11 protein-coding genes are annotated in these 14,031 nt (G+C 68.8%); 8 read left to right on the forward strand and 3 right to left on the reverse strand.

The window, feature by feature from the left end; genetic code table 11:
- Positions 1–34: 34 nt before the first annotated feature.
- Positions 35–1,432, reverse strand: coding sequence for an ATP-binding protein (locus tag ACSQ3O_RS26320; RefSeq protein WP_436140973.1), 1,398 nt, complete (start codon positions 1,430–1,432; stop codon positions 35–37).
- The gene (ompR, locus tag ACSQ3O_RS26325; protein ID WP_436140974.1) at positions 1,429–2,172 is read right to left on the reverse strand and encodes an osmolarity response regulator transcription factor OmpR; all 744 of its coding nucleotides are present in this window, start codon (positions 2,170–2,172) and stop codon (positions 1,429–1,431) included. The genes ACSQ3O_RS26320 and ompR overlap by 4 nt, the downstream gene beginning before the upstream one ends.
- A gap of 244 nt (positions 2,173–2,416) precedes the next feature.
- Between ompR and ACSQ3O_RS26330 the strand changes: the two genes are divergently transcribed.
- Entirely contained in the window at positions 2,417–3,391 is a 975-nt protein-coding gene (locus tag ACSQ3O_RS26330; protein ID WP_436140975.1) for an alpha/beta hydrolase, read from the forward strand.
- Positions 3,392–3,458: 67 nt separating this feature from the next.
- Here ACSQ3O_RS26330 and uvrA read toward each other — a convergent pair whose 3' ends face one another.
- Positions 3,459–6,548, reverse strand: coding sequence for an excinuclease ABC subunit UvrA (gene uvrA, locus ACSQ3O_RS26335; RefSeq protein ID WP_436140976.1), 3,090 nt, complete (start codon positions 6,546–6,548; stop codon positions 3,459–3,461).
- 48 nt (positions 6,549–6,596) lie between these two features.
- Between uvrA and ACSQ3O_RS26340 the strand changes: the two genes are divergently transcribed.
- The 7 genes from ACSQ3O_RS26340 (at position 6,597) to ACSQ3O_RS26370 (ending at position 13,963) form a co-directional block, all read left to right on the forward strand.
- Positions 6,597–7,664, forward strand: coding sequence for a helix-turn-helix domain-containing protein (locus ACSQ3O_RS26340; RefSeq protein ID WP_436140977.1), 1,068 nt, complete (start codon positions 6,597–6,599; stop codon positions 7,662–7,664).
- 128 nt (positions 7,665–7,792) lie between these two features.
- Complete coding sequence (locus ACSQ3O_RS26345) at positions 7,793–8,191, forward strand: hypothetical protein (protein ID WP_436140978.1); 399 nt, start codon at positions 7,793–7,795, stop codon at positions 8,189–8,191.
- 154 nt (positions 8,192–8,345) lie between these two features.
- Positions 8,346–9,524, forward strand: coding sequence for an MFS transporter (locus ACSQ3O_RS26350; protein WP_436140979.1), 1,179 nt, complete (start codon positions 8,346–8,348; stop codon positions 9,522–9,524).
- Between the two features lie 127 nt (positions 9,525–9,651).
- Positions 9,652–10,194 (forward strand): single-stranded DNA-binding protein, encoded by a 543-nt coding sequence (gene ssb / locus ACSQ3O_RS26355; protein ID WP_436140980.1) that lies wholly within the window; start codon positions 9,652–9,654, stop codon positions 10,192–10,194.
- A 352-nt stretch (positions 10,195–10,546) separates the two neighbouring features.
- Entirely contained in the window at positions 10,547–11,122 is a 576-nt protein-coding gene (locus tag ACSQ3O_RS26360) for a hypothetical protein (RefSeq protein WP_137749402.1), read from the forward strand.
- A 96-nt stretch (positions 11,123–11,218) separates the two neighbouring features.
- Positions 11,219–11,932: a Bax inhibitor-1/YccA family protein gene (locus ACSQ3O_RS26365; protein WP_137749403.1), complete on the forward strand. Its 714-nt coding sequence runs from the start codon at positions 11,219–11,221 to the stop codon at positions 11,930–11,932.
- Between the two features lie 387 nt (positions 11,933–12,319).
- Entirely contained in the window at positions 12,320–13,963 is a 1,644-nt protein-coding gene (locus tag ACSQ3O_RS26370) for a hypothetical protein (RefSeq protein WP_249368358.1), read from the forward strand.
- Positions 13,964–14,031 lie beyond the last annotated feature (68 nt).

Here is a 14,031-nt window from a genome sequence, read left to right on the forward strand (position 1 = left end):
AGCTATTATTTTGATAGCTACCGAGGCAATACCATCAGGCGGTAGCGCCCTTTTTTGCCTGAACCGGCAACACCAGCCGCGCGCGCAGGCCCTGGCCGGGCGCACTGTGCAGCTCCAGCCGCCCGCCGTGGCTGCGCGCCACGCGCTCCACGATGGCCAGGCCCAGCCCCGCGCCCGGCGCGCCTGACCGCGCCGCCCCATCACCGCGCGCAAAGGGCTGGCGGATGCGGTCGAGGTCTGCGGGGGCAATGCCCCGGCCCTGGTCCTGCACCTCCAGCCACACGCTGTCGGCGTCGGCGCCCGTGCGCAGCACCATGGGCGGCGCGCCGTGGCGCCAGGCGTTTTCCACCAGGTTGTCCAGCGCGCGGCGCAGGGCCTGGGGACGCACGGGCACGTCGGGCAGGGGCGCCAGCTCCAGGGGCAGTGCGCGGCCGTGGTCGGCCTGGGCCTCGGCCACGGCCTGGGCCAGGTCGTTGAGCGATGCGCGGGTGGGCGCCTCGGCCTCGGCGCTGCGCGCAAACTGCAGGAACTGGCCGACGATGCCATCCATCTCGTCAATGCTGCGCGCCATGCTGGCGGCCAGGGGCGCATCGATCTGTGCGCCCGCAATCTCCACCCCCAGGCGCAGCTTGGTCAGCGGCGTGCGCAGGTCGTGCGACACGCCCGCCAGCATCAGCGCCCGTTCGTGGTCGGCAGCGGCCAGGCTCTGCGCCATGTGGTTGAAGCTGCGGGCCACGGTGGCGATTTCCTCCGGCCCGGCCTCGGGCAGCACCGCAGGGGCCTGGCCCTGCGCCAGCTGGCGCGCGGCCCCCACCACCTGGGCCAGCGGGCGGTGGATGTGGCGCTGCAGCCACCACGCGCCCAGCAACGCCAGCAGCATGCTGGCCAGCGTGGCAGCCAGCCAGGCGCCGGTGAAGGCGCGTGTGGGGAACACGCTGGGCAGGTGGAGCCAGTAGTCCGCCCCTTCATGAGCCACGCGCAGGGCCAGCACGCCGTGGCCGTCGCGGCGCCACAGGGGCTCGCGCTTGCCGTCCTCAGCCCCCTCCGCACCCAGTCGGCGCGACACGGCCAGCACAAACTGCCGCTCCAGCGGCGACAGCAGCGCCCGCCGCACCGCGCCCCCCTCGGGCCCGGCAGGGGGCGTGTCCAGCGCAGCCTGCCGGTTGAAGGCCTCGACAAACGCCACGCGCTGCGCCGGGGGCAGTGCCTGCAGCCCCGCACGCAGCGCGGCCACGTTGCGCGCCACACCATCGGCCGCCTGGGCAATGCGGGGCTGAGAGATCAGCTGCCGCACCAGCACGGCCGCCACCAGCTGCCCCAGCACGATAAGCGCCGCCATCAGCAGCAGGTTGCGCCCGAGCAGGCTGCGCGGCCAGAGCCCCCGGCCACGGGGGGGCGCAGTGGGAGCCGTCGGATTGGTGTGGGCCGTCATGGCGTGCCACCCCCAGCCGGCGCGGCACCGTCGGGCACAAACACATAGCCCACGCCCCACACGGTGCGGATGTGGCGCGGCTGTGCCGGGTCGGCCTCGATGAGCTTGCGCAGCCGCATCACCTGCACGTCGATGCTGCGGTCGGTGGCGGTGTGGTCGGGCCCATAGGCCAGTGCAATGAGGCGGTCGCGCCCCAGGGGCCGGTGGGGCTGGCGGGCCAGGGCCTGCAGCAGCGCAAATTCACCCGTGGTCAGGGGCAGGTCTTCGCCGTGGCGCTGCAGCCGCCGCTCGTCCAGCCACAGCGTGAACGCGCCGAAGGTGATGCAGCCGCCCGCCTGGCGCGGCCCGGTGTGTGCGCCCAGCAGGCGCTGGCGGCGCACCATGGCCTGGATGCGGGCCAGCAGCTCGCGCGGGTTGAAGGGCTTGGGCAGGTAGTCGTCGGCGCCCATCTCCAGGCCCACGATGCGGTCCACCGGGTCGCCGCGCGCGGTGAGCATCAGGATGGGAATGGTCTCGCCCTGCGCGCGCAGGCGGCGGCAGATGGCCAGGCCGTCCTCGCCGGGCATCATCACGTCGAGCACCAGCACGTCAAAACGCTCGCGCTGCAGCAGCGTATCAAGCGGGCCCGCGCCATCCACCGTGCGCACGGTGTAGCCCTGGTCGCTCAGGTAGCGCTGCAGCAGCGCGCGCAGCTCGGGCTCGTCGTCGGCAACCAGGATCTTGGCGAGGGTGTCGGTCATGGGGCGGGGGTTCTCGGCCAGGCAGGCCACAGGCCCGATGGTACGGCGCGCCCCGCCACGCCCGGGCAGCCCCCCCGCAGCGCCAGGGCCGGGGTGATGACAGCCTGTGACAAGCCCTGCGCGTTTGTCATGCTTTGTCATCATTGGGCGCGGCGCTGCAACGTTGGGCACATCCACCGGTGCGACAGTGGGGCATCGGCAGCACCAGGCCGCAGCCCCCACCACTTTTGCAGGAGTTTTGCCCATGCCCACGGCCCACCGCACCTTGTCCCTCGTCGCCGCCCTGGCCCTGGCCGCCACGGCCTGCGCCCAGGCCCAGCCGTCCGACGCACCCCAGGGCGGGCGCCTGCGCGCGCTCATCGCCCAGAAGCAGGCCCAGGCACAGGCCGCCGCGCTGCCCACCGGCGTGCAGCGCATTGCCGATGTGCCCTATGGCACCGACCCGGCGCAGCGCATGGACGTGTATGTGCCCACCAGCCCCACCACAGGAACCAACAGCCTGCTGGCCAGCGCCGTGCGCGCGCCCGTCATCTTCATGGTGCATGGCGGCGGCTGGCGGCATGGCGACAAGGCCATGGGCCGCGTGGTGCAGGAGAAGGTGAACCGCTGGGTGCCCAAGGGCTTCATCCTCATCTCCATCAATTACCGCATGCTGCCCGACGCCCCTGTGGCCGTGCAGGAGCGCGATGTGCAGGCCGCCCTCATGGCCGCGCAGCAGCGCGCTGGCACCTGGGGCGGCGACCCGGGCCGCTTCATCCTCATGGGCCACTCGGCCGGCGCGCACCTGGTGGCCTTGCTCAATGCCCGCGCGCCGCAGGCCCTGCGCGAAGGCGCCTGGCCCTGGCTGGGCACGGTGGTGCTCGACAGCGCGGTGATGAACGTGCCCGCCTATATGCGCGCACCCCACATGCCGCTGTACGACGACGCGTTTGGCGCCGACCCGGCCTACTGGCGGTTGCTGTCGCCCCTGCACCAGTGGACGGCGGGCGCCCCGCCGGTGCAGATGGTGTGCTCCACCGAGCGCGCCGACCAGCCCTGCCACCAGGCCGAGGCCCTGGCCCGCCATGTACACAGCCTGGGCGGCCGCGCCGAGGTGCTGCCACAGGACCTGAGCCACGGCGAGATCAACGCCCAGCTGGGGCTGGAGAGCCCCTACACCCGGGCAGTGGAGGCCTTCATGGGCTCGCTGGATGCCGAGGTGGCGCGGCGCCTGCCATGAGGCATCGTGTCAAAACTATCATTTCGATAGCTTAAAAAGCAAGCCCAACGCGCGAAAACGGCCTTTTTTATTGCAATTTTGACTGCAGGTACGGCGCCAGATACCGCCCCGTGTGGCTGGCGGGGTTGGCCGCCAGTTCCTCGGGCGTGCCCACACCCACCACGGTGCCGCCACCCGCGCCGCCTTCGGGGCCCATGTCGATGAGCCAGTCCGCCGTTTTGATCACATCGAGGTTGTGCTCAATGATCACGATGGTGTTGCCCGCATCGCGCAGCTGGTGCAGCACCTTGAGCAGCAGGTCGATGTCGGCAAAGTGCAGCCCGGTGGTGGGCTCGTCCAGGATGTAGAGCGTGCGGCCGGTGTCGCGTTTGCTCAGCTCCTGCGCCAGCTTCACGCGCTGCGCCTCGCCGCCGGAGAGCGTGGTGGCGGCCTGGCCCAGGCGGATGTACGACAGGCCCACATCCAGCAACGTCTGCAGCTTGCGGGCGATGGTCGGCACATCCTTGAAGTAGGCTGCGGCGTCTTCCACCGTCAGCTCCAGGATCTGCGCAATGTTCTTGCCCTTCCACTGCACTTCCAGCGTCTCGCGGTTGTAGCGTTGGCCGTGGCAGATGTCGCAGGGCACGTACACGTCGGGCAGAAAGTGCATCTCCACCTTCACCACGCCGTCGCCCTGGCAGGCCTCGCAGCGGCCACCGCCTGAGGATTGCGACACGTTGAAGCTGAAACGACCCGGCCCGTAGCCGCGCTCCTTGGCGGTGTTGGTCTCGGCCATCAGCTCGCGGATGGGGGTGAACAGGCCGGTGTAGGTGGCGGGGTTGCTGCGTGGGGTGCGGCCAATGGGGCTTTGGTCCACGTTGATGACCTTGTCGAAATACTCGATGCCCACGATCTCTTCGTGCGCGGCAGGCTCCTCGTGTGCGCGGTGAATCTGCCGCGCCACGGCGGCATACAGCGTGTCGTTGACCAGCGTGCTCTTGCCCGAGCCCGACACCCCTGTCACGCAGGTGAGCAACCCCACGGGGAAGTCCACCGTCACGCCCTTGAGGTTGTTGCCCGTGGCGCCCACCACGCGCAGCGCCTGCACGGCACCCTGGCGTGCATGGTGCTCGGCCATGCGCTCGGCGCGGCGCTTGCTGGCCTCCGTCTGCGGAAAGCGGGACTTGGCTTTGGCCTCCACCACGGGCGCAGGCTGGTCCAGCACTGGCAGCCAGGGCGTGCGGCGCTGGGGTACGGCAATGGTGCGCGTGCCCGACAGGTACTGGCCGGTGAGCGACTGCGCATTGGCGCGCACTTCGTCGTAGGTGCCCTGCGCCATCACCCGCCCGCCGTGCACGCCTGCGCCCGGGCCCATGTCGATCACATGGTCGGCGGCACGCATCATGTCTTCGTCGTGCTCGACCACGATCACGCTGTTGCCGATGTCGCGCAGGTGCTGCAGCGTGGCGATCAGCCGGTCGTTGTCGCGCTGGTGCAGGCCGATGCTGGGCTCGTCCAGCACGTACATCACCCCCGTCAGGCCCGAGCCGATTTGCGATGCCAGGCGGATGCGCTGCGCCTCGCCGCCCGAGAGCGTTTCGGCGCTGCGGTCCAGGCTCAGGTAGTTCAGGCCCACGTCGTTCAAGAACTGCAGGCGCGTGGTGATCTCGCGCACCACCTTGTCGGCGATCTCGGCCTTGGCGCCCGTGAGCGTGAGCGCCTGGAACCAGCCATGCGCGTCGCTCAGCGTGGCATGGCTCACTTCATAAATGGCGCGGGCCTGTTCGCCCTCGCCCACCTTCACATGGCGGGCCTCGCGGCGCAGGCGCACGCCGTGGCATTCGGGACAAGGCTGGGTGCTGCGAAAGCGTGCCAGGTCTTCGCGCACCACCACCGAGTCGGTCTCGCGGTAGCGCCGCGCCATGTTCGGCAGGATGCCTTCAAACGCATGCTTCTTGGTGTAGACCTTGCCCTTGTTGGCGCCGCTGTCCAGGATGTAGCTGAACGCGATCTCGTCCTCGCCCGAGCCATGCAGCACGGCGTGCTGCACCGTGGCGGGCAGGGTTTCGAAGGGCGCCTCCACATCAAAGCCGTAGTGCCGCGCCAGGCTCTCCAGCATCGCAAAGTAGTAGCCGTTGCGCCGGTCCCAGCCCTTGATCGCGCCGCTGGCCAGGCTCAGCGTGGGGAAGGCCACCACACGCGCCGGGTCGAACACCTCGCGCTGGCCAATGCCGTCGCACGCGGGGCAGGCGCCCATGGGCGAGTTGAACGAGAACAGGCGCGGCTCCAGCTCGGCCAGCGAATAGCTGCACACCGGGCACGCAAATTTGCTGCTGAACAGGTGCTCCTGCCCCGTGTCCATCTCCAGCGCCAGCACACGGCCGTTGCCGTCATGGCCGCCCACGCGCAGAGCGGCCTCGATGCTTTCGGCCAGGCGCTGCTGCAGGTCGGCGCGCACCTTCACGCGGTCGATGACCACGTCAATATCGTGCTTCTCGGTCTTCTTGAGCGCGGGCAGGTTCTCGTGCTCGTAGATCTGGCCATCCACCCGGAAGCGGATGTAGCCCAGCGCCTGCATCTGCGTGAAGAGTTCGGTGAACTCGCCCTTCTTCTCGCGCGCCACGGGGGCGAGGATCATGAGCTTGGTGTCCTCCGGCAGGGCCAGCACGGCGTCCACCATCTGGCTCACCGTCTGCGCTGCCAGCGGCAGGCCATGGTCGGGGCAGAACGGCGTGCCCGCGCGGGCGTACAGCAGGCGCAGGTAGTCGTGAATCTCCGTCACCGTGCCCACGGTGGAGCGCGGGTTGTGGCTGGTCGCCTTCTGCTCGATGGAAATCGCTGGCGACAGGCCCTCGATCAGGTCCACATCGGGTTTATCGAGCCGCCCGAGGAACTGCCGCGCATAGGCCGACAGGCTCTCCACATACCGCCGCTGGCCCTCGGCATACAGCGTATCAAACGCCAGGCTCGACTTGCCCGAGCCCGACAGCCCGGTGATCACCACCAGCTGGTTGCGCGGGATGTCGAGGTCGATGTTCTTGAGGTTGTGCGTGCGCGCGCCACGGATGCTGATGCGCTGCTCGCGCAGGGCGCGGGCGAGGTAGACACCATCGGCGGATCGGTCGTCGGCAACGGGGGGAGGGGTCACGGGCGGGCTCGGTGCAGGAAAACCCACCATGATAGGTCACCCGCCCTTGGCGCGCAGCCCCCACATAATGGGCGCGCCATGACCGCCCCGCAGCCCCTGCCCTCCACCCTGTTCACCACCGACCAGCAAGCCGGTGAGGCCCGCTTTGAGGCATGGCGCAACAGCATCTCGGTGGTGTTTGACGTGGCGCCGCTGGCGCCGGAAGGCATTGCGGCGTTCCAGGCGTCGGTGCAGGCCACCCATCTGGGGCATTTGCTGGTGGGCGATCTGCACTTTGCGGGGCAACAATTTCTGCGTTCGCAGCCCCGGGTGGTGCGCGACGGGCTCGACCACTACCTGGTGCAGTGGTACCGCACGGGCGGCTTTGTCGGCCAGCGTGATGGCGGCACGGACCTTGAGGTGCGCCCCGGCGACATCGCCATCCTGGACCTGGGCCGCACCCTGCGCACCTTTGCACGCCCCTCGCATGTGATGACCCTGATCGTGCCGCGCGAGCTGCTCCACGAGGCCCTGGGGGTGCGCGACTCTGACCTGCACGGCACGGTGCTGCGCGGCGGCTCTGCACTGGGCGGCCTGCTGAGCGACCACCTGCTGTCGCTGCAGCGCCGCCTGCCCGGTGTTGCGCTGGACGACGCCCCCGCCGTCGCCCGTGCCAGCGTGCAGATGCTGGCGGCCTGCGTGTTGCCCAGCACCCACACGCTGCACTGCGCCCAGGGCGCCCTGGAGGGTGTGACGCTGCAGCGCATCCAGCGGCACATCCACCGCCACCTGGGCGCGGACCTGAGCGCCGATGCCCTGTGCCGCACGTTTGGCCTGTCGCGCAGTGCGCTGTACCGCCTGTTTGAACCCCTGGGTGGGGTGGCCCACCATGTGCAGCAGCGGCGGCTGCTGGCGGCCTACCATGCACTGGCCAACCCGGCCAACCACCGCCTGCGCGTGGCCGAGGTGGCAACGCGGGTGGGTTTTGCGAGCAATGCCCATTTCAGCCGCGCCTTTCGCACGGCGTTTGGCATCGCGCCGTCGGATGTGCGGGCCCCCGGTGGCATGGGCGCCGGGGCGGCCCGCCAGCCCGGGGCACAGGGCAGTTCTGCCGAGTACGCAGCCTGGGTGCGGGGCCTGCAAGGGGTGGGCGCCGCCGTCGGCTGATCCTCTCCCACGCCCACCGAGGCCGGGCAGAGGTGGGACACAAGGTCAACAAAACGCAAACGCAGGGGCAAACCACGGCCGAGCGCCGCCCCTAGCATGGGCCAAGCCCTGCGCTACCGACCTGCCCCATGCCCCCCGCCATTGCCCCGTCGCCCCCGCCACACCCCCGCCGCAGTGCATGCACCGCCTTGTATGGCCGACCCCGGGCCGGGGCGGGCGTGCCCGCCCTGGTGGTCCTGTGCGTGGCCCTGGTGGCAGGGGCCCGGGCCGAGACCCCACCAGCGTCCCCACCGCCCCTTGAAAACACTACGGTCGCCCTGCTGTCCACCCCCGAAGGCTCGGCAGCTGGGGAGCCCCGTGCGCTGAAGGCACCCCAGGCAAGCGGTGGCCCCCGGTCGCACAACGGCTCCCACATCCCCACCCCCATCGACAACCCGTGGGCGCTGGGGCTGCTGGCCGCCCTGGCCGCCTGGGTGGTGTGGATGGATCGGTGGATGGATCACCCTCCAGGGCGGGACAAACACTGAAAGCCCGAGCCGCCGGGTCGGCTCTGATCGGCAGCCCGGGGGCCAATGGGCGAAAATCCCGCTTTTGCTTTTTTGGGCCTTAGCGCACACCGTGCCGGATTCTTCCTCCCTGCCAGCCGCAGCTGCCCCGCAGCCTTCTGCCCCTGCTACCCCCATGACCGCGCTGGAGCGCCGCTCCAGCGTCAGCCTGGCCCTCATTTTTGCGCTGCGCATGCTGGGCCTGTTCCTGGTGCTGCCCGTGTTTGCGCTGGAGGCCCGCAAGTACCCCGGGGGCGACGACCCGGCGCTGGTGGGCCTGGCCATGGGCATCTATGGCCTGACGCAGGCGGTGCTGCAGTTGCCACTGGGCATGGCGTCCGACCGATTCGGCCGCAAGCGGGTGATCGTGCTGGGCCTGCTGGTGTTTGCGGCGGGCAGCTTGCTGGCGGCGCTGGCCGATTCGCTCACCGGGCTGCTGCTGGGCCGCGCCTTGCAAGGCGCGGGGGCGGTGTCGGCCGCCGTCACGGCCCTGCTGGCCGACCAGACGCGGGACGCCGTGCGCACCAAGGCCATGGCGCTGGTGGGCGGCAGCATTGGCCTGATGTTTGCCGTGGCGCTGGTGCTGGCGCCCGTTCTTGCCGCCCGGATCGGGCTGGCGGGGCTGTTTGGCCTGACCTGTGCGCTGGCGCTGGCCGGTGTGGCGGTGGTGGTGTGGTGGGTACCCCCCGAACCTGCCCAGCACCAGAACGCGCCCCGGGGCCGCTTGGCCGATGTCTGGACCCAGCCCGACCTGCTGCGCCTGAACCTGGGCGTGTTTGTGCTGCACACGGTGCAGCTGTCCATGTGGGTGGCCGTGCCTGCCATGCTGGTGCAGGCGGGCTTGGCCAAGGACGCGCATTGGCAGGTGTACCTGCCCGCGGTGGTGCTGTCGTTTGTGGCCATGGGCGGCCTGTTTGCGCTGGAGCGCGCGGGGCGCCTGCGCGCGGCCCTGCTGGGGGCGATTGCCCTGGTGCTGGTGGTGCAGGTGGGGCTGGGGCTGCTGGCAGCCAGTGGGGTGCCCGCCACGCTGTGGGTACTGGGGCCGCTGCTGTTTGTGTTCTTCTGCGGCTTCAATGCGCTGGAGGCCAGCCAGCCCAGCCTGGTGTCGCGCATGGCGCCGCCGCAGCTGCGTGGTGCGGCACTGGGCACCTACAACACCCTGCAGTCGCTCGGGCTGTTTGCGGGGGGTGCCCTGGGCGGCGCACTGGTGAAATGGGCCGGAGCCCCCGGGCTGTTTGCCACCACCGCCGCCCTCACGGCCTTGTGGCTGGTGCTGACCTGGCCGCTGCGCCCCGTGGGACGCGGCGGGCACTGACACCGGCGCCCACGCCCGGCCGGGGCGTGCCCCTTTCACCCCCCGGTTGCGGCACAATGGCGCGTTTGGCGCCCGGAATCCCTCTCCAAATCCGGCGCTTTCCTCCTTTTAAGGCAAAGACAGCACCATGGCATCCGTAAACAAAGTCATCATCGTCGGCAACCTGGGCCGCGACCCTGAAATGCGCACTTTTCCCAGTGGCGACCAGGTGGCCAACGTGACGATTGCCACCACCGACAAGTGGAAAGACAAACAATCCGGCGAAATGAAGGAAGCCACCGAGTGGCACCGCGTGGTCTTCAACGGCCGCCTGGCCGAAATCGCCGGCCAGTACCTGCGCAAGGGCTCGCAGGTCTATGTGGAAGGCAGCCTGCGCACGCGCAAGTGGACCGACCAGAGCGGCGTGGAAAAGTACAGCACCGAAATCCGTGCCGACCAGATGCAGATGCTGGGCAGCCGCCAGGGTATGGGTGGCGGTGGCCAGCAAGGCGGCGGCTATGACGACGGCTATGGTGGCGACCAGGGCGGCTACGACCAGGCCCCGCGCCGTGCAGCCCCTGCACCCCGGCCGATGGCAGCGCCCGCGCCGCGCCCCGCCCCCGCACCGGTGGCCCAGGCCCCGCGCGCAGCGTCCGGCTTTGACGACATGGACGACGACATTCCGTTCTGATCCCCCGACAACGCGTCGAACCCCAGGCCCACACCCGCAAGGTGTGGGCCTTTTTCTTTGGGCGCTGCACTTCAAAACGTAGCAACTCGCAACAAGAATCACTTCGCAGGGCACGGAAAAACAGCGTGCCAAACAGCGCGCTCCCTGCGCCGTCCGCGTGCTTTTACACCGGAGCACAGGCGCGCCACTTCTCCAATGTGTCCAGTGCGGCAGCGCCGCCACGGATCAACAACTTCTTACATTCGATACGGAAATTTCGCAGATCATCGCGGCCTTGCTCGCAAAGAGGCGCAAAGCCCGGCGGCAAGCAGTTACCAAAAATCAATATTCCAACTGAAGAGAGAGGGTTGCCATGCCTGGATTCGTCCGCAAGATTCTGATTTTCATCACCGGCTATGCTTGGCTGCTGTTGCTGGCCGGGCCCGGCCTGATCGGGCTGTCGGTGTACAGCGGCTGGAAGGCCGAGGGGGACCACGCCTACGTGGCACGCGAAAGCCTGCAGACCGTCTCAGGCACCGTGACGCAGGCGGCCGAGGTCACCGTCAAGCGCAAGCGCCGCTCCACCAAGCATTACTACGAGATCAGCGTGCAGCCTGACACCGCTGGCGCCGAGGTGCGCAAGCTGCGCATCGACTACAGCACGCCGCAGCAGCTCGTTGGCAACCTGATCGATGAAAAGGTCACCGCCTTGGTGGACAGCAGCGATCACGACCTGGTCTATGAAGTGTCGGCAGGCGGAGCGACCGTCATCAGCTACGACACCACCAAGCAGCGCCTGCAGGCCGAGGCCACGTCGTCGGCCCAGTCTTTCAGCGGCGCAGGCACCTGGGTCCTGGCGATCCTGCTGACGCTGGTGGGCGCGGCGGGCGTCTGGTCCAACCGCAAGCTGCGCGCGGCCGACGAGGCCCAGCAACTGGCCGCCGCCTGACGGCCACACCCCATAACAAAGAGAGGGAGGGAGGGGCGCCCACGTGGCGCTCCTCCTGAGTTTTTTGCACAAGCAAATCCAAAGGAGGACCGCACCATGAACCCCAACGCACTTTCACCGCAGACCCCGTCCGGCGCGCCCATGGAGCGCCGCGACTTCATTGTTTCGACCTACAAGCACCTGGGCGCGGCCATGCTGGCTTTTGTCGTGCTGTCGGCCGTGCTGATGATGAGCGGCTTTTCCAACGCCACGGCCAAGATGCTGATGGCCAGCGGCAACAAGTTCATCTGGCTGGGCGTGATGGGCGCCTTCATGCTGGTGGGCTGGCTGGCCTCCCACCTGGCCGACAACGCCGAGAACCCCCAGACCCAGCTCATGGGCCTGGGCATCTATGTACTGGCCGAGGGCCTGATCTTTGCGCCCATGTTCGGCATCGCCCAGCTCGTGGCGCCCGGCGCCATTGGCGCGGCGGGCTTCATCACGCTGCTGCTGGTGGGCGCGCTCACCTGGACGGCGTTCTCCAGCAAGACGGACTTCTCCTTTCTGGGCGGCATCCTGAAGGTGGGTGGCCTGGTGGCGCTGGGCACCATCGTTGCGGGCGCCATCTTCGGCTTCAAGCTGGGCATCTGGTTCTCGGGGATCATGGTGCTGTTTGCGGGCGCCTGCGTGCTGTACGACACCTCGCGCATCATCCACGACTACCCCGCCGACCGCCCCGCAGGCGCAGCACTGCACCTGTTTGCCTCGATTGCGCTGATGCTCTGGTATGTGCTGCGCATCCTGATCAGCCTGGCCACCAACGACGACTGAAGCCACGGCAGCGCCGGCGCCGGGCGCCTGCAGTCAAAAAGCCGGAGTCCTCCATGGGTTCCGGCTTTTTGCATTTGAGCCTGCGAAATGTGAATAAAAAATGGCCTCTGCGCGCGACCAGTATTATTTTTAAGCTACCAAATACATAGCAATTGAATTCCTGCAGGCGAAGAGGCAACCCGCCGCACTCCACGCCCCAGGCCGCGCCAGCCACTGCTGGCACAATTCGACACAGTCAGGCGACTCCCTCCTGCGCCCGAATGGGCCTTGTGGACCCGTGCCGATGGCCGCAGGCACGCAGCATGCAAGCCTTGCACCACGGTCCACGCCACGGCGGGGCTGGCGCCTTCTTCCCATCACCACCTACTGACCCTGTCTTTGTCCAACATGCGTAGTCAATACTTCTGGTTTTCCTTGGCCTGTGCCGCGCTGCTCGCCAGTTGCGGCGGGGGTTCGTCCGATGGCGGAGACGTGGGCCCGGCCCCCGGTGTGCAGCAGTACCCCGGCGGCGTGTGGGAAGGCACGGTGGGCACAGGCGCAGCGCAGCGCCAGGTGGTGGGCTACATCGACCCAGGCCCACAGGGCACCGGGGGCGAGTTCTACCTGGCCCGCGAAGCCCCGGGCGCAGCAGGTTTTGATGCGCTGTACGGGCGCCTGAACGTGAGCGTCACGTCGGTGCTGGCCACGGGCGTCACGTATTTCTCGGTGCAGGACGGCAAGTTCGCCACGGGCCTGACCCTGCGCGGCACGGCCTCGAACAGCGGCAAGATTGGCCGCACCGATGCCATCAGCGGCAACTACAGCGACCCGGTGCAGACGGCCGCCGCCTCGGGGGCGACGGTGCCGCTGAAGCTGGCGTACAGCAGCCTCAACTTCCACACCGCCAGCCCCAGCCTGATCGAAGGCACCTACCGGGGCACGGGCCTGTTTGGCGGCGGCTGGGTGCTGACCGTCACGCCCCAGGGCCAGCTCTCGGGCCGCATCGGCGGCTGCCTGGCCACGGGCTCGGCCACGCCGCGCGCGGCCGGTTCACCGCTGTACTCGCTCACGATCAATCTGTCGGGCGACACCACCTCCTGCGGCGCCACGGGCACGCAGCAGTCCGGCATTGCGGTGCTGCGGTACGACGCTGCCGGGGTGCCCAACGGCATCTGGGCGTTCACACGCAATGCCACGGGCACCGACAACACCTACACCCTCAACGGCATTGCCGACCCGCGCACCACCGTGCCGCCGTCGGCCACGCCGCTGTCGGTGGCAGGCAACTGGCAGGGTTCGTTCACCCTGCCCACGGGGGTGATTGGTGACACCACGGTGTGGGGCAGCGTGCTGCCGGACGGCGGCCTGTTCTTCTATACCAACAGCAGCCTGGACCACAACGCGCTGTATGGCCGACTCATCCGCTACGAGAACAACGCCACAAACAACCGCTTCGTGACAGCGAACGACGGCGTGTTCTTCAACCGCCTGCTGGGCAACACGGGCACCTACAACGAGGCCGTGCTGATCGATGGCACGCTGCAAAGCAGCAACGGCTCGGGCAACGCCAGCCTGTTCAGCGGCAGCTTCAGCTACCCCACGCAGCCGGGCGGCTTCCCCACGCGCTTCAGCGTGACCCCCGACCCTCTGTACGCCCTGCCTGCAGGCAAGGTTGCCACCACGGCCATGATCGTGGGCACCTACAAGATGGCGGGCACGGGCTTCGGCGGGGACACCACAACGCTGAAGGTGTTTGCCGACGGCGCCATCACCGGCCTCACGACCAGTGGCTGCGAGGTGGCGGGCAAGCTGCTGGGCGAACTGGGCAGCGGGCTGAATCTGTACCGCGTTGAGGCGTTTGGTTACCTCAAGAGCCCCAACGGCCCCATCACCTGCGAGCTGGCATCGGGCCCACCCCAGTCCGGCTCGGCATCGGCGCAGTTTGATGCCAATGGCAACGTGATCGGCCTGCGCATCCTGACCGCCGGGCTCTCGGTGGCAGGCACCCGGGCACGCACGGTGTTTGTGGGCGCCAAGCAGGTCACGCCGTAAAGGTCCAACTCCCCGCCCCTGCGGCGGGGGGTTGAGCCAAAAGAAAAGGCCCGTTGCGCACACCGCGC

Source organism: Acidovorax sp. LjRoot74 (assembly GCF_964254355.1).
In the GTDB taxonomy this organism is placed as follows: domain Bacteria; phylum Pseudomonadota; class Gammaproteobacteria; order Burkholderiales; family Burkholderiaceae_C; genus Acidovorax.